The organism is Streptomyces sp. NPDC058619 (genome assembly GCF_042717785.1).
Classification (GTDB): Bacteria; Actinomycetota; Actinomycetes; order Streptomycetales; family Streptomycetaceae; genus Streptomyces.
Window position 1 is genome coordinate 113,320 of the sequence record NZ_JBHXQN010000012.1, and the last position, 25,121, is coordinate 138,440.

The window sequence follows — 25,121 nt, forward strand, 5'->3', positions numbered from 1 at the left end:
CAGATCGCCAGGGTCACGGCGACGGCGACGACGATGGCAAGAAAGATGATTCCGAAGACGAACATGGCGCCCGCCCCTCTCTCACGCCCCGGTCTTCCCGGGGGAACGGGATCCCCGCGTCCCGCGTGACAGGGGGATTCCCATCGGCCCCGCGGCCCAAAGCGCACTTGAGCAAGTCCAGAGGTTGCCCGCAGGATGGCGCCCATGACCGCACCCGTGAGCAGCAACCGCCCCTTCCTGAACCGCCGCCTGGCGGCCTTCGGGACCACGATCTTCGCGGAGATGTCGGCGCTCGCCGCCCGCACCGGGTCGATCAACCTCGGCCAGGGCTTCCCCGACACCGACGGCCCCGCGCAGATCGCCGAGGCGGCCTCCCGCGCGGTCCTCACCGGCCTCGGCAACCAGTACCCGCCCGGCCCCGGCGTCCCCGAGCTGCGCACCGCGGTCGCCGCCCACCAACAGCGCTTCTACGGTCTCGACTACGACCCCGACAGCGAGGTCCTGGTCACCGCGGGCGCCACCGAAGCCATCGCCGCCACCCTCCTGGCCCTCCTCGAACCGGGCGACGAGGTCATCGCCCTGGAACCGTTCTACGACTCGTACGCCGCCTGCATCGCCATGGCCGGCGCGGTGCGCGTCCCCGTCACCCTGCGCCCCCACGCGGGAGCCTTCACACTCGACCTGGACGAGCTGCGCGCGGCCGTGACCCCGCGCACCCGCCTGATCCTGCTCAACACCCCGCACAATCCGACGGGCACGGTGCTCACCCCCGCCGAACTGACGGCGGTCGCCGAACTGGCCGTCGAGCGCGACCTCCTGGTCGTCACCGACGAGGTGTACGAGCACCTGGTCTTCGAAGGGGCCCACGTCCCGCTGGCCGGCCTGCCCGGCATGCGCGGGCGCACCGTCTCCATCTCCTCGGCCGGCAAGACGTTCTCGTTCACCGGCTGGAAGGTCGGCTGGGTCACGGCCGCGCCGGAGCTGGTCGCGGCGGTCCGCTCGGCGAAGCAGTACCTCACGTACGTCGCGTCGGGCCCCTTCCAGTACGCCATCGCCGAGGCCCTCGCCCTGCCGGACACCTACTACGACGGGTTCCGCGCCGGCCTGGCCGCCAAGCGGGACATCCTCGCCGACGGCCTGACCGCCGCGGGGTTCGAGGTCTTCCGTCCGCAGGGCACGTACTTCATCACCACCGACATCACCCCGCTCGGCGAGAAGGACGGCCTGGCCTTCTGCCGCGCCCTCCCCGAACGCTGCGGGGTCGTCGCCATCCCCAACTCCGTCTTCTACGACGACCCCGACGCCGGCCGCAGCCAGGTCCGCTTCACCTTCTGCAAGAGGGACGACGTCCTCGCCGAGGCCGTAAGCCGCCTTCGACGCCTCACATCCTGAACTCACGCCGCCTTCGGCCTCGCCCGAAGCACGCGTCCTCGCCGGCAAGAACGGCGACGGTCAGTGGGAATCCGGCCATTCGTGTCGACCACACTCGGAAATGCCTCCGCCCATAGCGTGCGCCGCCGAGGACGTACGATGCCGGGAGCCACCGGTTCCCCGGCTCCGCGTCAGCGCCGGTCCCCCCTGCGCCTGCGGCGCGGGGGGATTCGCCACTGGTCAGCGGCGCCGCTTGCGGCCGCTCTTGTCGGCAGGACGCCCGCGCCTGTGGGCGCGGCCGAGACGGGCAACGGGTGCGCGCAGCGCCCGGGCCGCCAGCTGCCTGAGCTCTTCCAGACCGGCCCGGTCAGGGTGGGCGGAGTCCGACGCGGCGGCAATCGCGTCCATGACGTGGGGGCCCTGGGCGCGCAGCGCCTCCTCGGCGTTGCCCGAGCCGCCCGCCAGCTCAACGAGCTGGAGCAGGTTCTCGGCGAGCACCAGCAGATGCTCGGCATCGGTCATGTCCTCTGGAGACAGCAGTTCACGCTGCGCCAGCACGTTCAACACCAGCGGCGCCAGCTGGGTGTCGCGACGCAGCGTGTGCAGCAGCCGCTCGCCCTCACCGCCCGGCAGCGCCGTCAACAGCACGTCGAGCATCGCCTGCGCACGCGTACGGAAAGGCGTGGTCCGTACGGCGTCGGTCAGTTCCCGCAGTGCGTCCGCGCTCTCGCCGCGGGCCGTGATCCAGCCGACCAGCTCCGCCTGGGCGGCATCCGGGGGGTACTCCTCAGCCAGCACGCCCAGCAGGCCGGCCGCCGGCGCCTGGGCCAGTTCACCGATCAGCGGTGCGTCCCTGCCGACGGCCAGCAGCCGCTTCCGTACGGCCCAGGTACCGAGCTCGGTGAGACGGATGAGTTCGACCGGCCCGGCGGTCAGCTCCTCCCGCCGGGCATCGGCCCGCTCCCGCGCTGCCGGGTCCAGCGTTGCCCCCGTGACGCCCAGCAGCTCTGTGAGCTCAGGCGGCATGTCCGCGAGCAGCTCGGGTCCGGCATCGGAGAGGTCGACATCGAGGAACACCGGATCGGCCATCCCACGGTCACGCTCGATCGCGCCCAGATCGTCCAGCAGGTCGAGCACCGTGCGCAGGTCCCGGTCGGCGTGCTCGAACCACATCCGGTACTGGAGGTCCGACCGGCCGTCGAGCTGGAAGCCGGTCCGATAGGCCAGGTGTACTGTGTCGCGCAGCCGCGGCCAGGGCATCGGATACGGCAGGCTGTAGAGGGTGTTCAGCACATCCTGAAGGACGTCCTCGTAGACATCGAAGAGCATCGACTCGACGTGCCAGCCGCTGCGCGCTCCGATCAGGGCCTGCCGTACCTCGAAGCACGCGTCGAAAGCGCTCAGCCACAGCCGCAGCGGGTCGGCCAGCACTGGGCGGGCCTTCGCCACAGCGTACAGACGCCCCTTGACCACCCGGACCAGCCGCGCCTTCTTCGCCCACTCCACCAGCAGTCCCAGCCGAGGCAGGTCGGCCGAAGAGCGCACCCCGTCGGTCTCGTCTCCGGTGCCGAGCAGGCCCGCCAACTCGCGGGCGTCTGACATCCGCAGCCGTCCCGTCGCTGTCATGGTGCGCCCGCCCTGCCCCGCCCACTCGGTGAGTCCGCGCAACTGCGCCGCCGTAGTCGACGCCTCGGCCGGCCGGCGCAGTTCGTCGTCCTGGGGCAGTGCGACGGGCAGTTGCGGCTCGGCGCGGGCCGAGCCGGACAGCGCGCGGCCGGTCAGCCGCCGTTCCATGATCGCGTCGAGGGCCTGCCCGTCGTAGGCGGCTTCTCCTCGACGCGCCCGGTCCGCGAAGTGCTGCAACGCCGCCCCGTCCAGGATGTCCACGCCCTGCTCGGCGGCCGTCATCGCCCAGAACTTCGCCAAACCCCAGCGAGTGCGGTCCGTCATCGCCGCCGGATACTGCTCCGCGACCCTGTCGACCGCGGCGAGGGAATCCTGGAGTGAGGGGCCACGTGGGTCCGCCAACTGTGCGGCGTGCAGATAGCGCAGCAGCGTGCGCAGTGTGCCCGGGGCGTCGGAGCGTTCCTCCCCGGGAAGCTCGGTGACGTTCTGGGGCAGCCAGGAGAGCAGGAGCTCCTCCACGTGGCGCGACTCCCACAGCCCCAGTCGGCCGTCGGCCGTCGCCCGGTGCCGGTAGTCCAGCACCGTCTCGGCCGTGAACCCGTCCACCGGCAGCCCGTGTTCCCCGCCCCACCGGACCAGGCGGTCGACCAGCAGCCCACACGCGGCCTCGAACTCCTCCTCGGCCTCGGATTCGAACCTCATCCGCATGTTACTCGTCCAACCTGTCCGCAGCAGTCCTTGCCGTGCCACGCTACCGCCCAACCGCGGCCGCCGAATCGGCCGAGGACGAGCGGCCCGCCGCCTCAAGGGCCTTACGTGGCGGTAGTCACTGGGGCCAACCGCGACTTCGAACACCTTTACAGCAAACCGGACTTCGTCGCACGAACTTGCGGCACGGAGGGGGATGCCCCCAGTCCCGGCCGCTTTTCGTCAACGGGCGTTCGCCTCAGGCTCCGGACGCGGGAGTTCGTCGAGGTCGAGGGTGAAAGTGCGGCCGTCGGCCAGGGGGATGGGGAGTTTGCCTGTGCCGTACTTGTGGGTGTGCGCCGCGATGTAACCGGTGTCAGTCGGCTGGGTGTGGAGGACGACTTCCTGGGCGTAGGGGTCCACCACCAGGTAGACCGGGATGCCGTAGCGGCCGTACTTCGCGGTGCAGTCGTCGTAGTCCTTGCGTGCGGAGGAGGTCGAGACGACCTCGGAGATCAGCAGGACGTCTTCGAAGCTGTAGCGCTTGCCCTCGCGGCGGGCGTCCTCGCGAAGGATCGCCAGATCGGGGGCGGAGTTCTCGTCGGCGGGGAAGTCGATGTAGACGTCGGAGGTGACCTTCGCGTGACGACCGAGGGCGAGAGCGGAGTCGATCTGCATCGATCTGATGGTGCTGGAGCGCTCTTCGCTCTCCGGGGTCATGATCACCTTTCCGTCGGCCCCGAACAGGACCGTGTACCCCTTGGGGAACTCGGTGTGCACGATCGCGTCGACGCTCATGGAGGGCTCCTTCCCGTGTGTGGTCAGCATACGGCGGAGGGCGCCGTGCCATCGAGCCGCAGCCGCCTGCGCCGCCTCTAGGCCGGCCGGGCGCCGCGCCGCCCGGGCGGTGTCCGACGAGGCCGGTTTCCGGAGGCGCTTGCGGGGCGGGCGAGGCCGGTGTGAAGCTGACGGCCTTGAAGGTGCCCGAAGCTCCTATCATCGGATGAGCGTACGCACGACGAGCCGGAAAGTCGGGACACATGGCAACGGGCCGAGCCGCGGTGTCCGCGTCTCCGTTGGAGATCCGCGCCCTCCGCGCCGTCCGGGCCGCGGCCCCGGCGTCCGTGCTCGCGCTCGGGGTGTTCGCCGCCGTCCGCGGGACCGGTGTGCTCGTGGTCGCCCTCGGCTCCTGGTGGGCCGGGCGCGACCCCTTCGCGGTGCTCGGCGGGTCCTGGGACTCCGGCTGGTACCTCGGGATAGCCACCCGTGGCTACGGCCGCACCCTGATGTGGCCCGACGCCGTCACCGGCACCGGGCCCGTCCAGAGCGACACCGCCTTCTTCCCGCTCTACCCGGCGCTGATCCGGCTCGTCTCGGCCGTCCTGCCCGGCGGGCCCGCACCCGCCGGGCTCCTCGTCGCCTGGGTCGCCGCCGCCGCGGCCGCCGTCGGGGTCTACCGGGTCGGGGAACGGCTCCTCGGCGCGCGCGCCGGGCTGCTCCTCGTGGGGCTGTGGGCGGCCCTCCCGCACGCCGTGGTGCTGACCCTCGCCTATACCGAGGCCCTGCTCGCCGCGTTCGCCGCATGGGCCCTGTACGCCCTCCTGCGCGACCGCTGGCTGTGGGCCGCCGGCCTCGCCGTGCTCGCCGGGCTGACCCGGCCCACGGGACTCGCCGTCGCGGCCGCCGTGTGCGCCGCCGCGCTGTACGCGGTCGCCGTACGCGGGTCCCGCGCGCCCGCGGTGTGGGCGGCCGCGCTGCTGGCGCCCGCGGGCTGGGCGGCGTACGTCCTCGCCGTCGGGGCCCGCAGGGGGGATCCGCTCGGCGGCTACTTCGCGGTGCAGCGGCACTGGGGCTCGCGCTTCGACTTCGGCGCCGGGGCGCTGCGCTCCGCGGAGCGGGTGCTGACCGGCGGGCACGTGCCCCTCGCGACCACCGTGACCGTGGTGCTGCTGGCCGCGGCGGGCCTGCTGGCGGTGCTCCTGCTGCTGGACCGCACCCCGCTGCCGCTGCTGGCGTACACCGGGGTACTGCTGCTGATGGCCTTCGGCGGGGCCGGCTTCTTCGAGTCGAAGCCCCGCTTCCTGCTCCCGGCGTTCCCGCTGCTGCTGCCGGTGGCCGCCGCCATGGCGAGAGCCCGGCCGCGCACCTCGGTCGTGGTGACCGCGGGGCTGGCCGGGCTCTCCTACGGCTACGGGCTCTACCTGCTGCTCGTGGCGCGCGTACCGCTGTGACGGGCGACGGCTAGTTGCCGGCGTCGCCGTTCTTGTCCTCGTCGCCCTCGGCGGAGTCGACGTCCTTCTCCAGGCCGAGCTGCTCGACGAGCCACTTGTCGAACTCGATGGACGCGCGGACCCAGCTGACCGTGGAGGACACGAAGTGCTCCAGGTTCACGCCGGTGCCGATCAGCATCTGCGCCTCACCGATCAGACGGACGGAGCCGTCGTCGTGGGTGTGGCTGTAGACCTTCGGCCACAGGGTGCGGCGGTTCCAGTCGTCGATCGACTCGAGCAGCTGCGGCTTCTCGTCGATCTTGTGCGGGCGGTCGTAGAAGGTCCGCACGGAGAAGACCTGCTGCTCGTCCTCGCCGCGGAACATGAAGTACGTGCGGAACTCCTCCCACGGCGCCGCGAGGTCACCCTCGTCGTCGACGACGTACTTGAGCTCCATCTGCTCCAGCAGCTGCTTGACCAGATCCTGGTCGGGGACGACGGGGCCCGCCGGTCCTGTGGCCTGCGGATCGGGCTGCTGCCCTCCGAAGTTCGGAATCGAGGCCGGGTCGATGCTCACCGTGATTTTCCCTTCGTGCGGATACTTGCATCCTCCCCCATCGCGCCCGCTCCGTGTCCACCCCCGGGCGCGCGATCCGCTCCGGGCGGACACGGGAACCCCCGGGGGCGGGAGCGGGCCTCAGAGGACCTTGCCCACCAGCAGGCCCTCGCCGGCCACCTCGACCCGTACGGTGTCGCCGTCGCGGACCTCGCCGGAGAGGATCTCCTTCGCGAGGCGGTCGCCGATCGCCGTCTGGATCAGGCGGCGCAGCGGCCGGGCTCCGTACGCCGGGTCGTTGCCCTTGTCGGCCAGCCAGGCCAGGGCCTCGGGGGTGACGTCGAGGGTGAGGCGCCGGTCGGCGAGCCGCTTGGCCAGGCGGCCGATCTGAAGCCGGGCGATGTGCGCCAGCTCGTCGCCGCTGAGCGCGGAGAAGACCACCAGGTCGTCGAGGCGGTTGAGGAACTCCGGCTTGAAGGAGCTCCGGACCACGGTCAGGACCTGTTCCTTCTTCTGCTCCACCGGGGTGGCCGGGTCCATCAGGAACTGGCTGCCCAGGTTGGAGGTCAGGATCAGGATGGTGTTGCGGAAGTCCACGGTCCGGCCCTGGCCGTCCGTGAGACGGCCGTCGTCCAGGACCTGGAGCAGGACGTCGAAGACCTCGGGGTGGGCCTTCTCGACCTCGTCCAGCAGCACCACGCTGTACGGGCGGCGGCGGACGGCCTCGGTGAGCTGGCCGCCCTCCTCGTAGCCGACGTAGCCGGGCGGGGCGCCGACGAGGCGGGCCACGCTGTGCTTCTCGCCGTACTCCGACATGTCGATGCGGATCATGGCCCGCTCGTCGTCGAAGAGGAAGTCCGCGAGCGCCTTGGCCAGCTCCGTCTTGCCCACGCCGGTCGGGCCCAGGAAGAGGAACGAGCCGGTGGGCCGGTCGGGGTCGGCGATCCCGGCCCGGGTGCGGCGCACGGCGTCCGAGACGGCCCGCACGGCCTCGCCCTGGCCGATCAGGCGGCGGCCCAGCCCGTCCTCCATGCGGAGCAGCTTCTGCGTCTCGCCCTCCAGCAGGCGGCCGGCGGGGATGCCGGTCCAGGCGCCGACCACGTCGGCGATGTCGTCGGGCCCCACCTCGTCCTTGACCATGCTGTCCTTGGCGGTGCCGGTCTTGGACGCCTCGGCCTCCTCCTCGGTGGCCTCCGCCAGCTCGCGCTCCAGTCCGGGGATCTCGCCGTAGAGCAGCTTGGAGGCGGAGTCGAAGTCGCCGTCGCGCTGGGCGCGCTCGGCCTGGCCGCGCAGGTCGTCCAGGCGCTCCTTGAGCTCGCCGACCCGGTTGAGGGACTGCTTCTCCTTCTCCCAGCGGGCGGTCAGGCCGCGCAGGTCCTCCTCCTTGTCCGCCAGGTCCTTGCGGAGCCGCTCCAGGCGCTCGCGGGAGGCGGGGTCGGACTCGTTCTTGAGCGCCAGCTCCTCCATCCGCAGGCGGTCCACGGAGCGCTGGAGCTCGTCGATCTCCAGCGGGGAGGAGTCGATCTCCATGCGCAGCCGGGACGCGGCCTCGTCGACGAGGTCGATGGCCTTGTCGGGCAGGAAGCGGGAGGTGATGTACCGGTCGGACAGGGTGGCGGCCGCGACCAGGGCGCTGTCGTTGATGACGACCTTGTGGTGGGCCTCGTAGCGGCCCTTGAGCCCGCGCAGGATGGCGATCGTGTCCTCGACGGACGGCTCGGCGACCAGCACCTGCTGGAAGCGCCGCTCCAGCGCCGGGTCCTTCTCGATGCGCTCGCGGTACTCGTCGAGGGTGGTCGCGCCGACCATGCGCAGCTCGCCGCGGGCCAGCATGGGCTTGAGCATGTTGCCCGCGTCCATGGCGGAGTCCCCGCCGGCGCCCGCGCCGACGACGGTGTGCAGCTCGTCGATGAAGGTGATGATCTGGCCGTCGCTCGACTTGATCTCGGCGAGGACGGTCTTGAGCCGCTCCTCGAACTCGCCGCGGTACTTGGCTCCCGCGACCATCGCGCCGAGGTCGAGGGAGACCAGTCGCTTGTTCTTCAGCGACTCGGGGACGTCGCCCTTGACGATGCGCTGGGCCAGGCCCTCGACGACGGCCGTCTTGCCGACGCCGGGCTCGCCGATGAGCACCGGGTTGTTCTTCGTACGGCGCGAGAGCACCTGGACGACGCGCCGGATCTCCTGGTCCCGGCCGATGACCGGGTCGAGCTTGCCCTCGCGCGCGGCCGCCGTGAAGTCGGTGCCGAACTTCTCCAGGGCCTTGTACTGACCCTCGGGATCGGGGGTGGTCACCCGCCGTCCTCCTCGTGCGTTCTCGAAAGCGGCCAGCAGCTTCTTCGCGCTCGCGCCCTGGCTGGAAAGTGCCTCACCGGCGGCGCCGCCCTTGGCGGCCGTGCCGATGAGGAGGTGTTCGGTGGAGAGGTACTCGTCGCCGAGCTTCCCGGCCTGTGCGTCGGCCTCGGCCAGTACGGCGAGCAGCTCGCGGGTGGGCTGCGGCGGCGCGACCGTGGAGCCGGTGACGCTGGGCAGGGCGGCGAGCAGCCGCTCGGCCGCGGCCCGTACGGCCACCTGGTCGGCGTCGGTGGCCACGAGCAGGTCGACGACGTTCTCGTTGTCCTCGCCGGCGAGCAGGGCCAGCAGCAGGTGTGCGGGGGTCAGGGCGGCGTGGCCGTCCTTGACGGCCCGGCCGGTGGCCGCGTTCAGCGCGTCACGGCTCTTGTTGGTCAGCTCGGCTTCCACTGCGTCCCTTCCTCTCCCCAAGGGGTAACCCACTCACTCTGACAGAGTCAGCGTATGCAAAGTTGAGTCTATTCCACTCAAGGTGGGGAACGGTACTCCTTCGGGTCTCCGGGCGGGCCTTCCGGCCTTCGGGCACTGCGGGCCTTCGGGGACTCCGCGGCGGCGGCCGCGACCGCGCGGGGACGTACCCTTCGGGCCATGTCCCATGACGTACTCAACCCGACGCCCGAGTACCTCGCCTTCTGGCGGGAACGGCACGTCTGCACGCTGACCACCCACCGCCCCGACGGATCCCCCCACGTGGTGCCGGTGGGCGTGACGTACGACCCGGAGGCCGGCCTGGCCCGGGTGATCAGCAACCGGCACAGCAGGAAGGTCCGCAACATCCTGGTGGCCACCGCCGCGGAGCCCGAGGGGGCGAGGGTGGCGGTCTGCCAGCTGGAGGGACGCCGCTGGGCCACCCTGGAGGGGCGCGCACTGGTCCGTACGGACGAGGCGTCGGTCGCCGACGCGGTGGCGCGCTACGCGGTGCGCTACGGGCGGGTCCCCTCGCCCAATCCGGACCGCGTGGTCGTCGAGATCACCCTGGACCGGGCCATGGGGCGGGCCTGAGGCCGTGGGGCGGGGCTGAGACGCACAACTTTCAACTTGTCCGGTCGAGCACTGGACTCGGACATCACAACGGCGCCATCGTGGTCAGGTCCACGATGGCGCCGTTGTGTGGGGGTAGCGCCTGAGCGATCTGCAACGACGGGGGAATCGCTTCAGGCACTGCGGGGGGTGGCGGTGGTGATGTCGGGTTCGAAGAGCTGGTGATCGCGCTGATCAAGATTGACGAAGACCATTCCGTAGCGCACCTCGCAGCGGACCGGCTGCGGCGCGCCCCTCGGGCGGCGCAGGCACCGGTAGGCACGTACGTCCTCGTCCTCCTCGCGCACGACGACGATCGGCTGACCGAACAGGGTGACCATCAGCGAGTCCCCGGAGTACGGGATCGCGGTGGCAAGGTCGATGAACTGCCATCCGGAACGGTAGGCAGAGGCCATTTCGCGGCGGAACCCGCGGTCGTCGGGGGTCATGCGTCCGACGACTTCCCACCCACACCCCAGCCACTGTCGGACTGCGCGCCGGTCGGCGCGCTGCCCCAGCCGCTGTCGTCCTTGGGCGACGACGGTCCCCAACCGCTGTCGGCCCGGACACTTCCCCAGCCGCTGTCGCTCTTGCCGGGTGTTCCCCAGCCGCTGTCATCACTGGTGACACCGGCCCCCCAGCCGCTGTCGGCGGGCGCGCTGCCCCAGCCGCTGTCCGCGAGCGAGATTCCACCGACAGCAGCAGCCGTAGAGAGAGCAATGGCAGCCACCGAGCGAAGCAATTTCTTGTACATGGTCGACGTTGTCCTCACTTGATGGATTCCTCTCCCCCGCATCTCAGACGATGACTGATCGAGCCACGCCATTGCCACCGTGGCGATGCATCATGTTCCTGTACATGCAGGACCCTGGGGGTGGGAGATTTGCCGATTATGCGCATGAACCAGACACATCCCCATGCGGTGACGGACCTGTGCGACGTGGGGGCAGAGCTGTACGCGAGCGCGCTCAGCTCCGGCCGAATCGCCCGCGAGGAGGTCGAGCAGGTGCCCTGCCTGCTGGAATTCGCGCTGCTGCACCCTGATCCGGACGACGACAACTGGCTCCGCCCGGTTCCACCGTCGGTCGCATTGGCGCAACGCCTCCACCCGCTGGAACGGGAGATCCTGCACCGCAGGCGCTCCTCCATCGAGCTCGCCGAAGCGTTTGAGCCATTCATGGCCATCAGCGCACTCACGCCGGCGCCCACGCACGCGATCACCGTGCTGGAGGGATTCAACAGGATCAACGCGGCGCTCAACGTCGCCACCGCCGAGTGCCAGGCGGAGATGCTCACCATCCAGCCGGGCGGCGGGCGTTCCGAGAACATACTCAACCAGGCGATCGAGCGCGACCAGCCGCTGATCCGGCGCGGCGTGAGCATGCGGACCCTGTACCAGCACACCGTCCGGCACAGCCGGGGCACCATGGCCTACGTCGACCGGATGGCCAGCGGCAAGGTCGAGATCCGGACACTCGAAGAGCTGGTCGAGCGGTTGATCATCTGCGACGAATCGGTCGCTTTCATACCGGCCAGCGACGACCAGCAGATCGCCCTGGAACTGCGCCACCCGGCCCTGGTGCGCTACCTGGTCCGCGTCTTCGAACAGCTGTGGCGGCGGGCCACCCCACTCAACGAACAGATCCCCTACGATCCGACGCCCTCGGGGATCTCCGGCGTGCAGCGCTCCATCGCCCAGCTCCTCGTCGAGGGACACGTGGACGAGGCCATCGCCCGCCGTCTCGGCATGAACGTCCGCACCTGCCGCGCGCACATCGCCAAGCTGGCCACCGCCCTGGGCAGCGGCAGCCGCGCCCAGCTGGGCTACCTGATCGCCCAGTCGGGCATCCTCGGCCGCGTCTCGGGCCCCGCCGGCCGCCCGCCGCTGTGACGCGTGCGGGGAAGACCCCGTCCGGAATCATCCCGGCGGGGAATTCCCGTACTGCCCGAGGAGCCCGGTGAACCGGCTGGGGAAGACCGTCGAAGCAGTGAAGAGACTGACCCGGAGGGGTCGCGAGGAGGCGCCGGCCGGGCCGGCCACGCCGACCGTGACGTTCGTGACGTTCGTCGTCCAGGCCGGGCCGGACACCCCGATCACCGTGCAGTTCGAGCCGCAAGGGACCGAGTTCGAGCTCGCGCCCGGTGACCACCTCGTCGTCCAGTGGCCCGTCCCCGCGAAGGGGCAGCTGCTCGGCGTGTCACGCACGAACCGGACCGGGTGACCCTCAGCGAACCCGCGGGCGGCACGGCCCGCATCTGGAACTCGCGCCGCAGGGAACTCGACGTCTTCGGCTACTGGAGACACGAGAAGGCCCCGCCCGGAGCGTTCCGGGCGGGGCCTTCTCGTACGAGCGGTGCGGACCGGGACCGGGGCCGGCGTCAGGCCAGGGGGCGCTTCGGGGCCGGGCGCCAGACGACCAGGGCGTTGCCCGGCTGCGGGGGCTGGTACGGGACCAGGTCGCGGCGGTACGAGGCGTGCACCTGGGCCTCGCGGGCCTGGAGCGTGGCCGCTGCGCCGTCCACCGCCGCGGAGAGCTCGGCCACGCGCTGCTGGAGCGCGGCGACCTGGTTCTCCAGCTCGATGATCCGCTTGATGCCCGCCAGGTTGATGCCCTCGTCCTGGGACAGCGCCTGCACCGTGCGGAGCAGTTCGATGTCGCGGGCCGAGTAGCGCCGGCCGCGGCCGGCCGTGCGGTCCGGGGAGACCAGGCCGAGGCGGTCGTACTGTCGCAGGGTCTGCGGATGCAGACCCGAGAGCTGGGCGGCCACCGAGATCACGTAGACCGGTGTCTCGTCGGTGAGTTGGTAGCCCCCACCCAATCGGGAGGACTGTCGTCGGCGGCCGTCCATGTCATGCTCCCTTCGCGGACTCGAACAGCGCGGAGCGCGGGTCCTCCGACCCGGTCGCCTCGCGGTACTTCTCCAGTGCCTCGCGCGCCTCGTCCGACAGCTCCGCGGGGACGGCCACCTCGACCGTCACCAGCAGGTCGCCGCGGGTGCCGTCCTTGCGGACCGCCCCCTTGCCGCGCGCCCGCATGGTGCGGCCGCCCGGCGTGCCCGGCGGCAGCTTCAGCGTCACCGGGGGGCCGTTCAGGGTCGGGACCTTGATGTCGGCGCCCAGGGCCGCCTCGGCGAAGGTCACCGGGACGGTCACCGTCAGGTTGTCGTCCTTGCGGCCGAACACCGGGTGCGCGTCGACGTGCACGACGACGTAGAGATCGCCGCCGGGGCCGCCGCGCTCGCCCGGCGCGCCCTTGCCCCGCAGCCGGATCCGCTGGCCGTCGGAGACGCCCGCAGGGATCCGCACCTGCATGGTGCGGGAGCTGCGGGCGCGCCCGCTGCCCTTGCAGATGTCGCAGGGGTGTTCCGCGATCAGGCCGCGGCCCTTGCAGTCCGCGCAGGGGTCGGTCAGGGAGAAACCGCCGCCGCTGCCCCGCGAGACCTGGCCGGTGCCGACGCAGGTCGGGCACACCCGGGGGGTGCCGTTCTTGTCGCCGGTGCCCGAACAGGCCTTGCAGGGTGCCTGCGAGGACATCCGGAGCGGGACCGTGGCCCCGTCCACCGCCTCCGTGAAGGAGAGGGTGACCTCCGACTCGATGTCCTGGCCCCGGCGCGGCTGGGTACGGGTGCCCGCACCGGCGCCGGCGCCGGCACCTCCGCGGTTGAACAGGCCGCCGAAGACGTCGCCCAGACCGCCGCCGAAGCCGCCCGGGGCGCCCTGCGGCTGCTGCCCGCCGAAGAGGTCGCCGAGGTCGAAGTTGAACGAGCCGCCGCCCCCGCCCGGACCCGGGCGGAAGCCGCCGTTGCCGAACAGGGAGCGGGCCTCGTCGTACTCCTTGCGCTTCTTCGGGTCGCCGAGGATGTCGTTCGCCTCGGAGATCTCCTTGAAGCGCTCCTCGGCCGAGGCGTCGCCCTTGTTGGCGTCCGGGTGGAACTCGCGGGCGAGCTTCCGGTACGCCTTCTTGATCTCGGCCTCGGTGGCGTCCTTCGGGACACCGAGGACCTTGTAGTAGTCCTTCTCGACGAAGTCCTTCGTGTTCATCCCCGGTGTCCCTCCTCCCGTGCCTCTACGTGTGGTGCATCAGCCCTTGTCGGGGGCATCCGCGTCCTTGTCCGACGGCGCTTCGCCCTCCGCGTCCGCGGAGTCGGAGCCCGCGGACTTCGGGGCCGCGCCCGGCTGGGGCTCGGCCACCGCGACCCGTGCGGGACGGATCGTACGCTCGCCGATCCGGTAGCCCGGCTGCAGGATCGCCACGCAGGTCGTCTCGGTGACGTCCGGCGCGTACGAGTGCATCAGGGCCTCGTGGATCGTCGGGTCGAAGGGCTCGCCCTCCTTGCCGAACTGCTGGAGGCCCATCTTGGCGGCGACGGTCTCCAGCGATTCGGCCACCGACTTGAAGCCGCCGACCAGCTCGCCATGCTCCCGCGCCCGGCCGACGTCGTCCAGGGTCGGGAGCAGTTCGCTCAGGAGGGACGCGACCGCGATCTCCTTGACGGTGATCCGGTCCCGGTCGACCCGGCGCCGGTAGTTCTGGTACTCGGCCTGGAGGCGCTGGAGGTCCGCGGTGCGCTCGGAGAGCGCCGTACGGGCCTGGTCCAGCTGCGCCAGCAGCGCCGTCTCCTGGCCGGCGGTCTGTGCGTCGTCCCCGGCCGGAGCCGGGGCCGCCTCCTCCTCCTTGGCGGAGTCGGCGGCCTTCGGCTCGTCGGGCGTGCCGTCGACGGGGACTTCGGGCTTCTCGTCGAACCCCGGGGTCTCCTCCGACATCAGGCAGCACCACCCTTCGGCTTCTCGTCGTCGACGATCTCGGCGTCGACGACGTCGTCGTCGGCCTTGGCCTGGCCCGCGTCACCGGCGGCGCCGGCCGCGCCCTGGGCGGCCTGCGCGTCGGCGTAGATCGCCTGGCCCAGCTTCTGGCTGACCGCGGCGAGCTTCTCCGTCGCGGTGCGGATCTCGACCGTGTCCTCGCCCTTGAGGGTCTCCTTGAGCTCGGAGACGGCCGTCTCGACCTCGGTCTTGACGTCGGCCGGGACCTTGTCCTCGTTGTCCTTGACGAACTTCTCCGTCTGGTAGACGAGCTGCTCGCCCTGGTTGCGGGACTCGGCGGCCTCCTTGCGGCGCAGGTCCTCGTCCGCGTACTGCTCCGCCTCCTGGCGCATGCGGTCGACCTCGTCCTTGCCGAGCGAAGAGCCGCCGGTGACGGTCATCTTCTGCTCCTTGCCCGTGCCGAGGTCCTTGGCCGTGACGTGCATGATGCCGTTCGCGTCGATGTCGAACGAGACCTCGATCTGCGGGACGCCACGCGGGGCCGGCGGCAGACCGGTCAGCTCGAACATGCCGAGCTTCTTGTTGTACGCCGCGATCTCGCGCTCGCCCTGGTAGACCTGGATCTGCACGGACGGCTGGTTGTCCTCGGCCGTCGTGAAGATCTCGGACCGCTTGGTCGGGATCGTGGTGTTGCGCTCGATGAGCTTGGTCATGATGCCGCCCTTGGTTTCGATACCGAGGGACAGCGGGGTCACGTCGAGGAGCAGGACGTCCTTGACCTCACCCTTGAGCACGCCCGCCTGGAGGGTCGCGCCGATGGCGACGACCTCGTCCGGGTTGACGCCCTTGTTGGCGTCCTGACCACCGGTGAGCTCCTTGACGAGCTCGGCGACGGCCGGCATGCGGGTGGAGCCGCCGACCAGGACCACGTGGTCGATCTCGGACAGCTGGATGCCGGCGTCCTTGATGACGTTGTGGAACGGGGTCTTGCAGCGGTCCAGGAGGTCCGAGGTGAGCTGCTGGAACTGGGCGCGCGTGAGCTTCTCGTCCAGGTGCAGCGGGCCCTCGGCGGAGGCCGTGATGTAGGGCAGGTTGATCGAGGTCTCCGTGGAGGAGGACAGCTCGATCTTCGCCTTCTCGGCGGCCTCGCGCAGGCGCTGGAGCGCCATCTTGTCCTTGGCCAGGTCGACGCCGTGGCCGTTCTGGAACTGCTTCACGAGGTAGTCGACGACGCGCTGGTCCCAGTCGTCGCCACCGAGGTGGTTGTCACCGTTGGTCGCCTTGACCTCGACGACGCCGTCGCCGATCTCGAGGAGCGACACGTCGAAGGTGCCGCCACCGAGGTCGAAGACGAGGATGGTCTGGTCGTCCTTGTCGAGTCCGTAGGCCAGGGCGGCGGCCGTCGGCTCGTTGACGATGCGCAGGACGTTCAGGCCCGCGATCTCGCCGGCTTCCTTCGTCGCCTGACGCTCGGAGTCGTTGAAGTAGGCCGGGACGGTGATGACCGCGTCCGTGACCTTCTCACCCAGGTAGGCCTCGGCGTCCCGCTTCAGCTTCTGCAGGATGAAGGCGCTCATCTGCTGCGGGTTGAAGTCCTTGCCATCCAGGTTGATCTTCCAGTCAGTGCCCATGTGGCGCTTGACGGAGCGGATGGTCCGGTCCACGTTCGTGACCGCCTGGCGCTTCGCGACCTCGCCGACGAGCACCTCGCCGTTCTTGGCGAAAGCGACGACGGACGGCGTGGTCCTGGCGCCCTCGGCGTTGGTGATGACGGTGGGCTCGCCGCCTTCCAGAACGCTGACGACGGAGTTAGTGGTGCCCAGGTCGATGCCGACCGCACGTGCCATTTCGATTCCTCCAGCTGACTTGAGTGGAACAGACTCAACCATGCACGATCCCCGCGCGTGCGTCAACAGAGCTGAGTCGAGCCGACTCAACCTTTAGGCCTTCCTTACGCGCAACCGCCGGCGTGGCCTGCGCCGCTCCGCCGGAGCTCGCGCCGCCGGGACACCCGGCATCAGCCCCAGCGTGCGCCGCAGGGGCTACCCGGCGCCTGCCGCAGCATGCGCGGCGGGGCGCGCGTCGCGGTGCGCGGCGTCCGCCGAAGCGTGCGCCGCCGGGGCCCGCGGAGAGCCGCCCGGGACGGCGTCCCACCCGAACGGCCCAGCCCGGACACCCGTCCGGCCCCCGCCCGCCGCGCGGCGCGCAGGGCACGCCGCCGCCGTACGGGACCGTTCCCGCATGCCTCTGACGCTCGCCACGCTCCCCCGCCCGCGGCCGGCCCGGCCGCCGGCGAAACGGGTGCTCGACCTCATCGGGGCCGCGATCCTGCTGGCCCTGTGCGCCGCGCCGCTCGCCCTGGCCACCGCCGTGCTCGCGACCGCGCACGGCCGGCGGGTCCTCGTACGGGAGCCCGCGGCGGGGCTCGCCGGCCGCCCGTTCCTGACGTACCGGCTGCGCACGGCCGGCGCGGGCCGGGCCGGAGCGGCGGTGGAGCGGTGCGCCCTCGACGGGCTCCCGCAGCTGCTCAACGTGTTCCGCGGCGAGATGTCGCTCGTCGGTCCGCGCCCCGAACCCGGTACGGATCGGCCCGACCGGCTTCTCGTTCGCCCCGGAATGACCGGATTATGGCAGGTGAGCGCGCGCTCCGACCTCCCCTGGGAGGAGATGGCCCTGCTCGACCGGCACTATGTGGAGAGCCACTGGCTGGGGATGGATCTCGCGATCCTCGCTCAGACCCCTCGCGCGGCCTACCGACAGAGGTATGCCTGAGCGACACAGATCACCGCACGCTCGCCTACATTGCGGCGCGGGGAATGGGTAACCTCAAGCCTTGACTCAATAAGTTACCGCTTAGTAAGTCCCCGCCCGAGGAGCCCTTCCATGCAACTCGCCGCGATCATCGTGTCGCTGGTCCTGACCGTGGTCGGCGTCGCGCTGCTCGCACGAGCCGTGGCGCAGATCTACCGGTTCGTGAAGATCGGCCAGCCCGTACCGGCGGGCAGCCGTACGGACGACCCGAAGGCACGAACGCTCACCCTGGCCCGGGAGTTCCTCGGCCACAGCCGGATGAACCGCTGGGGCATCGTCGGCTTCGCGCACTGGTTCGTCGCGATCGGCTTCCTGACGCTGCCGCCCACGCTGGCGCAGGCGTACGGCCAGCTCTTCCAGGCCGACTGGACGCTGCCGGTCATCGGCGGCTTCCTGCCGTTCGAGATGTACATCGAGTTCATCGGCCTGATGACGGTCGTGGGCATCGTCGTGCTGATCGCGATCCGGCTGCTGAACCTGCCGTCGCGCGCCGGCCGCAAGTCGCGCTTCACCGGCTCGAAGGCCTGGCAGGCGTACTTCGTCGAGTACATCATCCTGACGATCGGCCTGGCGATCCTGGCCCTGCGCGGCCTCGAGGGCGCGATCCACCACGTGGACTCGTACGACGCGGCGTACTTCGTGTCGTACCCGCTGGTGCTGGCCTTCGAGGGGCTCTCGCTCGGCACCCTGCAGAACGCCATCTACTTCACCGCGATGATCAAGATCGGCACGTCGCTGGTCTGGATGATCGTCGTCTCGCTCAACACCAACATGGGTGTCGCCTGGCACCGCTTCCTCGGCTTCCCGAACATCTGGTTCAAGCGGAACGCGGACGGCGCGGTCGCCCTCGGCGAGCTCAAGCCGATGACGAGCGGCGGCAAGGAGATCGACTTCGAGGACCCGGGCGAGGACGACGTCTTCGGCGTCTCCCAGGTCGAGCAGTTCTCCTGGAAGGGCATCCTCGACTTCTCCACCTGCACCGAGTGCGGCCGCTGCCAGTCGCAGTGCCCCGCCTGGAACACCGGAAAGCCGCTGTCCCCGAAGCTCCTGATCATGTCGCTGCGCGACCACGCGCACGCCAAGGCCCCGTACCTGCTCGCGGGCGGCGGCAAGGACATGGAGGGCAACGAGAAGGCCACGGCGGAGCAGCTGAAGGACGTCCCCGCGGCCGCCCTCGCCGAGGCCGAGCGCCCGCTGATCGGGACGGCCGAGGAGAACGGCGTCATCGACCCGGACGTGCTGTGGTCCTGCACGACCTGCGGCGCGTGCGTGGAGCAGTGCCCGGTCGACATCGAGCACATCGACCACATCGTCGACATGCGGCGCTACCAGGTGATGATCGAGAGCGCGTTCCCGTCGGAGGCGGGCACGATGCTCAAGAACCTGGAGAAGAAGGGCAACCCCTGGGGCCTGGCCAAGAAGCAGCGCGTCGAGTGGACCAAGGAGGTCGACTTCGAGGTCCCGATCATCGGGAAGGACGCGGAGGACCTCTCGGAGTTCGACTACCTGTACTGGGTCGGCTGCGCGGGCGCGCTGGAGGACCGGGCCAAGAAGACGACGAAGGCCTTCGCGGAGCTGCTGAACATCGCGGGCGTCAAGTTCGCCATCATGGGCGGCGACGAGAAGTGCACCGGCGACTCGCCGCGCCGCCTGGGCAACGAGCCGCTGTTCCAGCAGCTGGGCCAGGAGAACGTGGCCATGCTGAACATGGCGTTCGGTGAGGACGACGAAGACCCGTCGACGAAGAAGCCGAAGTCGGCGAAGCGGATCGTCTCGACCTGCCCGCACTGCTTCAACACCATCGCGAACGAGTACCCGCAGCTGGGCGGCGAGTACGAGGTCATCCACCACACGCAGCTGCTCCAGCACCTGATCGACGAGGGCCGGCTCACGCCGGTGACGCCGGTCGAGGGCCTGATCACGTACCACGACCCGTGCTACCTGGGCCGGCACAACAAGATCTACACGCCGCCGCGCGAGATCATGTCGTCCGTACCGGGCCTGCGCCAGCAGGAGATGCACCGCCACAAGGAGCGGGGCTTCTGCTGCGGCGCCGGTGGCGCGCGGATGTGGATGGAGGAGCGGATCGGCAAGCGCATCAACAACGAGCGCGTCGACGAGGCCCTGTCCCTCAACCCGGACATCGTCTCGACCGCCTGCCCGTTCTGCCTGGTGATGCTGACGGACTCGGTGAACGGCAAGAAGAACGACGGCCAGGCCAAGGAGTCCGTGCAGGTCGTGGACGTGGCGCAGCTGCTGCTGGAGTCGGTGAGGACCCCGGAGCCGGTGGCGGAGCCGGAGCCTGAGCCGGAGCCTGTGGTCGAGCCCGAGCCGGTGGTGGAACCGGCCGCGCCCGCGGCCGAGCCGACCCCCGCCGCGAAGCCGGCGCCGAAGGCGGAGGCGGCTGCGGAGGCGGCTGCGGAGCCGACGACGCCGGCTGCCGCACCGAAGGCGGAGCCTGAGGCGCCTGCAGCTGCGGCTACGACGGCTGCCGTCAAGGCCGCGCCGAAGGCGGAGCCTGCTGCGGAGCCGGCCCCGGTGCCCAAGGCGGAGCCGGTGGCCACCGAGGCCGCGCCGAAGGCGGAGCCCACCCCGGCTCCCGCCGAGGCCGAGCCGAAGGCCGAAGCGGCACCCGCCGCCGAGGCCGAGCCGAAGCCGGAGCCCGAGGCCAAGGAGCCCGACGCCGAGCCCGAGGCGGAAGGCAAGCCCCAGACGGCGGAGAGCGGCAAGTAACCGCCCGCAGCCGACCACCGCGACGGCCGGTCCCCCACCCGGGGGACCGGCCGTTCGGCGTTCCGCAGGTATAGCCATGTCACCCCACACCGGACATCGCGCGGGGGTGGGGACAACCCCCCGGGGTTCCCCTAGGGGATGTCACAGGTCAGCCGCAAAGGCCGCGTGTTCCGGCCGCCCGGCCACCGGGACCCGCGGGACCAGGTACGTTCGATCACGTGGCTGGATTCAGGATCGGACGCGGCCGGAGCAACAACCGCACCCCGCAACAACCCCCGCAGCAGCAGCCGTACGGTCAGCAGCAACCGCCGCCACCGTACGGCCAGCAGCCCTACCCCCCGCAGCAGCAGTGGCCCTCGCAGGCCCCGCGGGACCACGGCGAGCCCGAGTACTTCGACCCGTACGGTCAGCAGCCGCAGGGGCGGCCCCCGTACGGCCACGGAGCCCCCGGCTCGCCCGGCGCCCCCGCGCCCGGGCCGGCGTACGGGAACGACAACCCGGGGCACACCCGTGCGTTCTCCATCGGCGAGGACCCCTACGACCAGGGCGCGACCTACCAGGCGGGCGCGGCCGCGGCGGCGCCGTCCGGCCCGCGGCTGCCGTGGAAGCAGCTGCTCCGCGGCATCGTGACCCGCCCGGGGCAGACGTTCCTCCAGATGCGCGACTTCGCCGTCTGGGGCCCGGCACTGACCGTGACCTTCCTCTACGGGATGCTCGCGGTGTTCGGCTTCGACAAGGCCCGCGAGGACGCCATAAAGGCGCCCCTCGGCGCGGCCATCCCGATCGTCCTCAGCACCGGAGCGGCCTTCGTCATCTGCGGGCTGATCCTGGGCGCGGTGACGCACACCCTGGCCCGTCAGATGGGCGGCGACGGCTCCTGGCAGCCCACCGTGGGTCTGTCGATGCTGGTGATGTCCATCACGGACGCGCCGCGCCTGCTGTTCGCCATGTTCCTCGGCGGCGACAACATCGTGGTGCAGGTCCTCGGCTGGGCCACCTGGGTCGCGGCCGGCGCCCTGTTCACCTCGCTGATCAGCAAGTCCCACGACCTGCCGTGGCCGAAGGCGCTGGGCGCGTCCGCGATCCAGCTCATCGCGCTGCTGTCGATCATCAAGCTCGGCACGCTGTAACGGCCGACCGCCCCGCCGAACACGCCGAAGGGCCCGCCGCGCAGTCACCTGCGCGGCGGGCCCTTCGTCCGTACGGCGACGATGCCGGATCAGGCGTCGAGGACCTGGCCCTCGCGCTTGACCACGGGCGGCTCGACCGACCAGGGGAAGTTGATCCACTCGTCGGTCTTCTTCCACACGTACTCGCACTTCACGAGGGAGTGGGACTTCTCGTAGACGACCGCGGAGCGCACCTCGGCGACGTGGCCCAGGCAGAAGTCGTGCACCAGCTTGAGCGTCTTGCCGGTGTCGGCGACGTCGTCGGCGATCAGGACCTTCTTGTTCGTGAAGTCGATCGCCTCGGGCACGGGCGACAGCATGACCGGCATCTCCAGCGTGGTCCCGACCCCGGTGTAGAACTCCACGTTCACGAGGTGGATGTTCTTGCAGTCGAGCGCGTACGCCAGGCCGCCGGCGACGAACACCCCGCCGCGCGCGATGCTCAGGATGATGTCGGGCTCGTAACCGTCGTCGGCGATGGTCTGCGCCAGCTCGCGGACGGCGCGGCCGAACCCCTCGTAGTTGAGGTTCTCGCGTACTTCGCTCATGCCTCGTGCCTCACCTGGGTGCGGTGGAAGTTCTGGAAGGAGCGCGAGGCGGTCGGCCCGCGCTGCCCCTGGTACCTGGACCCGTACCGGTCGCTGCCGTACGGGAACTCAGCGGGCGAGCTGAGCTGGAACAGGCACAGCTGCCCGATCTTCATGCCCGGCCAGAGCTTGATCGGCAGGGTCGCGAGGTTCGACAGCTCCAGGGTCACGTGACCCGAGAAGCCCGGGTCGATGAACCCCGCGGTCGAGTGCGTCACCAGGCCGAGGCGGCCCAGGCTGGACTTCCCCTCCAGGCGGGAGGCGATGTCGTCGGGCAGGGAGATGACCTCGTACGTCGAGGCGAGGACGAACTCGCCCGGATGCAGGATGAACGCCTCGTCGCCCTCGGGCTCGACCAGCCGGGTCAGGTCGGGCTGCTCGACGGCGGGGTCGATGTGGGCGTAACGGTGGTTCTCGAAGACCCGGAAGAACCGGTCGAGACGTACATCGATGCTGGAGGGCTGCACCATCGACTCGTCGAACGGGTCGATGCGGACCCGTCCGCTGTCGATCTCGGCCCGGATGTCTTTGTCAGAGAGAAGCACGTCCCGAGGATACGCAGAGCGCGCGGACCTCCCCCAATCGGAGCGGTACCCGCGCGCCCGGCCGTACGTCCCGCACGGCTACCGCTTGGCGGCGCCCCCACCCACGGGCACGGACTGCCTCAGCCGCGCGCACCGCGGACACCGCAGCAGCCGCCCCGGCCCGATCCGGCCGGCACCGAGGTGCTGCAGCGGAAACGAGGCGGTACTGAAAACGTGCCCTTCGGCACAACGGACGACGGTGTGCTCCATCGAGTCCCTTTCCCCAACGAGCCGTACTGCGTACTGCGACGAATCGCCACATTAGGGGATGATCGCGACCTGCTCCAGCCGCCGCTCCGCCCACACACGGTACGCCCCAACTCCCGCCCCCACAGGCCCCCGTGCCCACCCGACACGACAACGACCCCGCGGCAAATTCACCGGGGGTCGACGATGGGGTAGAGTGACGAACGAGACGGATCCAGGCAACTGGCCCGTTATGCGGATGTAGTTTAATGGTAGAACATGAGCTTCCCAAGCTTATAGCGCGGGTTCGATTCCCGTCATCCGCTCTTGAAAGAAGGCCCAGGTCAGCGACCTGGGCCTTCTTCGTTGTCTAGACCTCTCCGGCCCGGCGTGCCAATCACGTGCGATAAGTGACTTATTGGAGCGTCGGGTTGGGCATCGCACGCCTTCCGCTGTCATCTGAGTCCCGCCACAGCGGCTGCCCCGGCAGGACAGCGCTCACCCCACCAGACGCGTCCTGCCGCCAGAGCACCGTCAGCCTCCGGGAGCATGTCGGCGCTCGCTGCCATCACCGCCCGGCCGGCGCCACCGCCTCTGCCTCCAGCGCACTCCGGCAGTCGTCCTCGATGCACCTGGCAGGGGAGCGCGAAACCGCCGGGAGGACCCCCAGGCGGCTGGCCCTATAGTCGCAAAGTAACCACCGAGTAACTTCGAAGGGACAAACGGGTGTTCGGAGCAAGCCGGCAGGTGAGGGCACCCCGGGCCCTGTGGCTGCTGCTCCCAGCGTGCGCCGCCACCGTCGACATCGCCGTCCAGTTGGAATGGGCGTACGCCGACACGAACGACTCCCGGAAGCTGTTCTGGGCGACGGTGGCCCTGTGCGCGCTGCCCGTGGTCGTGCTGGCCCGGCGTCGCTGGCCGATCGCCACGTTCCTCACGACCCTGCCCGGGATGTACCTGGACAGTTGCATCCCCAGCATGATCGCGCTGTACACGGTGGCGCTCATGACCACCCGTCGCCAAGCGGTCACCGTGTGCACCGTCGTGTTTCTCCTCTGGAGCGGCTACACGCTGAACCCCGAGGAAGCCACGTGGGACAACCCCACCGACTACTTCATCCTGATGGACGCCTTTGCCCAGGCCATCCTGCCGGTCGCGCTGGGCCTGCTCGTCAGCAGCCGCGCGGAACTCACCGCACGCGTCGCCGACCTCGCCGCGGCACGCTCGCGCGAGGACGCACTGTCGGCGGAGCGGCTGCTGGTGGCCGAGCGCACCCGCCTGGCCCGTGAGATGCACGACGTCGTGGCCCATCAGGTGAGCCTGATCAGCGTCGAGGCCGCCGCGCTGCAGATGACCACGTCCGACCCCGCGGTGCGGGATTCCGCCTGCGCCGTGCGCACCATGGCCGCCCGCACTTTGGACGAGCTGCGCCAGGTGGTGGGGTCCTGCGGGACGACGGCAACCGCGCTGACACCGGTGCGCCCCAGCCCCGGCTCGCCGACCTTCCGCAGCTCATCCGCGAGTGCCAGCTCGAGGTCGAGGCGCGGATCGACCCGCGCCTCCTTCAGCCTGCCACCGGCTCCCCGAGCCGGTGGCAGGCCTTGGTCCAGCACGCGGTGTACCGCACGGTCCAGGAAGCTCTGACCAACATCCGCAAGCACGCGCCGGGGGCCGTCGTCAGCGTGCGGCTCCACGAGTCGGACGGACACCTGTGCCTCCGGATTCACAACGGCCCGCCCGGCCTCCCCGACCCGCACCCCGACCCGGACCCGGACCTGCCCTCCGGCGGCTACGGCCTCATCGGGCTGGCGGAACGCGCCCACCTCGTCGGCGGTACCTTCGAGGCCCGCCCCACCGACGACGGCGGGCATCTCGTGACCGCCTCCTTCCCGACCCGGCTCCCCGCACAGGCCACGTCCCCCTGAGTCGGCCTGCCCCCGGCCCCTCCCGCGCATCTCCGCGCCCCCTGAGGCCAGTTGGCGGGTTCGTCCGGCCAAGTGGCCGGTACCGAACGGCCAGACGGTGCCGAAATCATGATCGTCGAGTGGCGCCGGCGTGCTCCCGCACGCCGCTCACCCGAAGTTGTCCGCGCGGCGAACCCAACTTCGAACCGGGCGGGCAGAGATCCACGAGAGAGGCAGTTGAGGAAATGAAGAAGGTACTGGCAGGCATCGGTGTAGCCCTCGGCGGTGCGGCCCTGGTCGTCACCACCCAGGGGTCCGCGCAGGCCGCCACTGCGCAGGAGGTTCCTGCCACGGTCGCTTCCGTCGACGGACCCCAGAACGGCCCGATGGGCTTCGGTTCCTTCGTCGGCAAGGCTGCCGGCAAGTTCGCCGGCAAGGCCTGGGTGCACGCCAAGGCCGCCTGCCCGTCGGTGGCCGATGCCGCCGGACAGTTCACCGGCGGCGTCAGCCCGGCCGACATCCCCGAGGGCACGTCCGTCGAGACGGTCTTCGACAAGTGA

At 70.6% G+C, this 25,121-nt stretch carries 23 protein-coding genes and 1 tRNA gene; 12 read left to right on the forward strand and 12 right to left on the reverse strand.

What is annotated here, in order from left to right:
* Positions 1–204 precede the first annotated feature (204 nt).
* Positions 205–1,392, forward strand: a complete 1,188-nt coding sequence (locus ACFWTC_RS14805) for a pyridoxal phosphate-dependent aminotransferase (protein WP_383916401.1) — start codon at positions 205–207, stop codon at positions 1,390–1,392.
* Between the two features lie 219 nt (positions 1,393–1,611).
* Here ACFWTC_RS14805 and ACFWTC_RS14810 read toward each other — a convergent pair whose 3' ends face one another.
* A complete protein-coding gene (locus tag ACFWTC_RS14810; RefSeq protein WP_384027512.1) occupies positions 1,612–3,699 on the reverse strand; it encodes a hypothetical protein in 2,088 nt (695 codons plus the stop codon).
* Between the two features lie 228 nt (positions 3,700–3,927).
* Entirely contained in the window at positions 3,928–4,482 is a 555-nt protein-coding gene (locus ACFWTC_RS14815; protein ID WP_384027510.1) for a Uma2 family endonuclease, read from the reverse strand.
* A 242-nt stretch (positions 4,483–4,724) separates the two neighbouring features.
* On the opposite strand from ACFWTC_RS14815, the gene ACFWTC_RS14820 reads away from it, so the two are divergent.
* Positions 4,725–5,915: a glycosyltransferase family 39 protein gene (locus ACFWTC_RS14820; RefSeq protein ID WP_383916392.1), complete on the forward strand. Its 1,191-nt coding sequence runs from the start codon at positions 4,725–4,727 to the stop codon at positions 5,913–5,915.
* Positions 5,916–5,925: 10 nt separating this feature from the next.
* Here the strand turns inward: ACFWTC_RS14820 and ACFWTC_RS14825 are convergent, their stop codons facing one another.
* Both ACFWTC_RS14825 and clpB read right to left on the reverse strand, forming a co-directional pair.
* Positions 5,926–6,471 carry a YbjN domain-containing protein gene (locus tag ACFWTC_RS14825; RefSeq protein ID WP_383916389.1) on the reverse strand — a complete coding sequence of 182 codons (546 nt, stop codon included), beginning with the start codon at positions 6,469–6,471 and terminating at the stop codon, positions 5,926–5,928.
* Between the two features lie 120 nt (positions 6,472–6,591).
* A complete protein-coding gene (gene clpB / locus ACFWTC_RS14830; RefSeq protein WP_383916387.1) occupies positions 6,592–9,192 on the reverse strand; it encodes an ATP-dependent chaperone ClpB in 2,601 nt (866 codons plus the stop codon).
* A 198-nt stretch (positions 9,193–9,390) separates the two neighbouring features.
* On the opposite strand from clpB, the gene ACFWTC_RS14835 reads away from it, so the two are divergent.
* On the forward strand, positions 9,391–9,804 hold the full coding sequence (locus ACFWTC_RS14835) for a pyridoxamine 5'-phosphate oxidase family protein (protein ID WP_383916384.1): 414 nt from the start codon (positions 9,391–9,393) through the stop codon (positions 9,802–9,804).
* 152 nt (positions 9,805–9,956) lie between these two features.
* Here the strand turns inward: ACFWTC_RS14835 and ACFWTC_RS14840 are convergent, their stop codons facing one another.
* Entirely contained in the window at positions 9,957–10,271 is a 315-nt protein-coding gene (locus tag ACFWTC_RS14840; protein ID WP_351275361.1) for a (2Fe-2S)-binding protein, read from the reverse strand.
* On the reverse strand, positions 10,268–10,576 hold the full coding sequence (locus tag ACFWTC_RS14845) for a 5'-nucleotidase (RefSeq protein WP_383916381.1): 309 nt from the start codon (positions 10,574–10,576) through the stop codon (positions 10,268–10,270). Before ACFWTC_RS14845 ends, ACFWTC_RS14840 begins: the two co-directional genes overlap by 4 nt.
* A gap of 144 nt (positions 10,577–10,720) precedes the next feature.
* On the opposite strand from ACFWTC_RS14845, the gene ACFWTC_RS14850 reads away from it, so the two are divergent.
* Together ACFWTC_RS14850 and ACFWTC_RS14855 are read left to right on the forward strand one after the other, a co-directional pair.
* Positions 10,721–11,713 carry a helix-turn-helix transcriptional regulator gene (locus ACFWTC_RS14850; RefSeq protein WP_383916379.1) on the forward strand — a complete coding sequence of 331 codons (993 nt, stop codon included), beginning with the start codon at positions 10,721–10,723 and terminating at the stop codon, positions 11,711–11,713.
* A 97-nt stretch (positions 11,714–11,810) separates the two neighbouring features.
* Positions 11,811–12,044, forward strand: a complete 234-nt coding sequence (locus ACFWTC_RS14855) for a hypothetical protein (RefSeq protein ID WP_384027508.1) — start codon at positions 11,811–11,813, stop codon at positions 12,042–12,044.
* A 157-nt stretch (positions 12,045–12,201) separates the two neighbouring features.
* Here the strand turns inward: ACFWTC_RS14855 and ACFWTC_RS14860 are convergent, their stop codons facing one another.
* From ACFWTC_RS14860 to dnaK, 4 genes are read right to left on the reverse strand one after another with little or no spacing between them, the layout of a single operon-like run.
* Positions 12,202–12,672: a heat shock protein transcriptional repressor HspR gene (locus ACFWTC_RS14860; RefSeq protein ID WP_383916373.1), complete on the reverse strand. Its 471-nt coding sequence runs from the start codon at positions 12,670–12,672 to the stop codon at positions 12,202–12,204.
* Between the two features lies 1 nt (position 12,673).
* A complete protein-coding gene (gene dnaJ / locus ACFWTC_RS14865; RefSeq protein WP_383916370.1) occupies positions 12,674–13,864 on the reverse strand; it encodes a molecular chaperone DnaJ in 1,191 nt (396 codons plus the stop codon).
* Positions 13,865–13,903: 39 nt separating this feature from the next.
* Positions 13,904–14,587 carry a nucleotide exchange factor GrpE gene (gene grpE, locus ACFWTC_RS14870; RefSeq protein WP_383916367.1) on the reverse strand — a complete coding sequence of 228 codons (684 nt, stop codon included), beginning with the start codon at positions 14,585–14,587 and terminating at the stop codon, positions 13,904–13,906.
* Positions 14,587–16,434 carry a molecular chaperone DnaK gene (dnaK, locus tag ACFWTC_RS14875; protein ID WP_383916365.1) on the reverse strand — a complete coding sequence of 616 codons (1,848 nt, stop codon included), beginning with the start codon at positions 16,432–16,434 and terminating at the stop codon, positions 14,587–14,589. Before dnaK ends, grpE begins: the two co-directional genes overlap by 1 nt.
* A 394-nt stretch (positions 16,435–16,828) precedes the next feature.
* On the opposite strand from dnaK, the gene ACFWTC_RS14880 reads away from it, so the two are divergent.
* The 3 genes from ACFWTC_RS14880 (at position 16,829) to ACFWTC_RS14890 (ending at position 21,261) form a co-directional block, all read left to right on the forward strand.
* Positions 16,829–17,359 (forward strand): sugar transferase, encoded by a 531-nt coding sequence (locus ACFWTC_RS14880; protein WP_383916362.1) that lies wholly within the window; start codon positions 16,829–16,831, stop codon positions 17,357–17,359.
* A gap of 111 nt (positions 17,360–17,470) precedes the next feature.
* Complete coding sequence (locus ACFWTC_RS14885; RefSeq protein WP_384027506.1) at positions 17,471–20,131, forward strand: heterodisulfide reductase-related iron-sulfur binding cluster; 2,661 nt, start codon at positions 17,471–17,473, stop codon at positions 20,129–20,131.
* Positions 20,132–20,349: 218 nt separating this feature from the next.
* Complete coding sequence (locus ACFWTC_RS14890) at positions 20,350–21,261, forward strand: Yip1 family protein (RefSeq protein WP_384027504.1); 912 nt, start codon at positions 20,350–20,352, stop codon at positions 21,259–21,261.
* Between the two features lie 89 nt (positions 21,262–21,350).
* Here the strand turns inward: ACFWTC_RS14890 and ACFWTC_RS14895 are convergent, their stop codons facing one another.
* Positions 21,351–21,848, reverse strand: a complete 498-nt coding sequence (locus ACFWTC_RS14895; RefSeq protein WP_383916354.1) for a phosphoribosyltransferase — start codon at positions 21,846–21,848, stop codon at positions 21,351–21,353.
* Entirely contained in the window at positions 21,845–22,432 is a 588-nt protein-coding gene (gene dcd / locus ACFWTC_RS14900; RefSeq protein WP_383916351.1) for a dCTP deaminase, read from the reverse strand. The genes ACFWTC_RS14895 and dcd overlap by 4 nt, the downstream gene beginning before the upstream one ends.
* A 480-nt stretch (positions 22,433–22,912) precedes the next feature.
* Between dcd and ACFWTC_RS14905 the strand changes: the two genes are divergently transcribed.
* From ACFWTC_RS14905 to ACFWTC_RS14920, 4 genes are all read left to right on the forward strand, one after another.
* Positions 22,913–22,983 (forward strand) — tRNA-Gly (locus ACFWTC_RS14905).
* A 421-nt stretch (positions 22,984–23,404) separates the two neighbouring features.
* Positions 23,405–24,301, forward strand: coding sequence for a histidine kinase (locus ACFWTC_RS14910; RefSeq protein ID WP_384027502.1), 897 nt, complete (start codon positions 23,405–23,407; stop codon positions 24,299–24,301).
* Complete coding sequence (locus ACFWTC_RS14915) at positions 24,259–24,582, forward strand: ATP-binding protein (protein ID WP_384027501.1); 324 nt, start codon at positions 24,259–24,261, stop codon at positions 24,580–24,582. Before ACFWTC_RS14910 ends, ACFWTC_RS14915 begins: the two co-directional genes overlap by 43 nt.
* Before the next feature lie 224 nt (positions 24,583–24,806).
* Complete coding sequence (locus ACFWTC_RS14920; protein ID WP_267721064.1) at positions 24,807–25,121, forward strand: hypothetical protein; 315 nt, start codon at positions 24,807–24,809, stop codon at positions 25,119–25,121.

Excerpts from the sequence above, each read along its gene's own strand:
- ACFWTC_RS14860 (WP_383916373.1), bottom strand. The coding sequence starts at position 12,672 with ATGGACGGCCGCCGACGACAGTCCTCCCGATTGGGTGGGGGCTACCAA.
- ACFWTC_RS14880 (WP_383916362.1), top strand. The coding sequence starts at position 16,829 with ATGCCTCTGACGCTCGCCACGCTCCCCCGCCCGCGGCCGGCCCGGCCG.
- ACFWTC_RS14810 (WP_384027512.1), bottom strand. The coding sequence starts at position 3,699 with ATGAGGTTCGAATCCGAGGCCGAGGAGGAGTTCGAGGCCGCGTGTGGG.
- ACFWTC_RS14845 (WP_383916381.1), bottom strand. The coding sequence starts at position 10,576 with ATGTACAAGAAATTGCTTCGCTCGGTGGCTGCCATTGCTCTCTCTACG.
- ACFWTC_RS14835 (WP_383916384.1), top strand. The coding sequence starts at position 9,391 with ATGTCCCATGACGTACTCAACCCGACGCCCGAGTACCTCGCCTTCTGG.
- ACFWTC_RS14820 (WP_383916392.1), top strand. The coding sequence starts at position 4,725 with ATGGCAACGGGCCGAGCCGCGGTGTCCGCGTCTCCGTTGGAGATCCGC.
- ACFWTC_RS14815 (WP_384027510.1), bottom strand. The coding sequence starts at position 4,482 with ATGAGCGTCGACGCGATCGTGCACACCGAGTTCCCCAAGGGGTACACG.
- ACFWTC_RS14885 (WP_384027506.1), top strand. The coding sequence starts at position 17,471 with ATGCAACTCGCCGCGATCATCGTGTCGCTGGTCCTGACCGTGGTCGGC.
- ACFWTC_RS14840 (WP_351275361.1), bottom strand. The coding sequence starts at position 10,271 with ATGACCCCCGACGACCGCGGGTTCCGCCGCGAAATGGCCTCTGCCTAC.
- ACFWTC_RS14850 (WP_383916379.1), top strand. The coding sequence starts at position 10,721 with ATGAACCAGACACATCCCCATGCGGTGACGGACCTGTGCGACGTGGGG.
- ACFWTC_RS14805 (WP_383916401.1), top strand. The coding sequence starts at position 205 with ATGACCGCACCCGTGAGCAGCAACCGCCCCTTCCTGAACCGCCGCCTG.
- dnaK (WP_383916365.1), bottom strand. The coding sequence starts at position 16,434 with ATGGCACGTGCGGTCGGCATCGACCTGGGCACCACTAACTCCGTCGTC.
- grpE (WP_383916367.1), bottom strand. The coding sequence starts at position 14,587 with ATGTCGGAGGAGACCCCGGGGTTCGACGAGAAGCCCGAAGTCCCCGTC.
- dnaJ (WP_383916370.1), bottom strand. The coding sequence starts at position 13,864 with ATGAACACGAAGGACTTCGTCGAGAAGGACTACTACAAGGTCCTCGGT.
- ACFWTC_RS14920 (WP_267721064.1), top strand. The coding sequence starts at position 24,807 with ATGAAGAAGGTACTGGCAGGCATCGGTGTAGCCCTCGGCGGTGCGGCC.
- ACFWTC_RS14895 (WP_383916354.1), bottom strand. The coding sequence starts at position 21,848 with ATGAGCGAAGTACGCGAGAACCTCAACTACGAGGGGTTCGGCCGCGCC.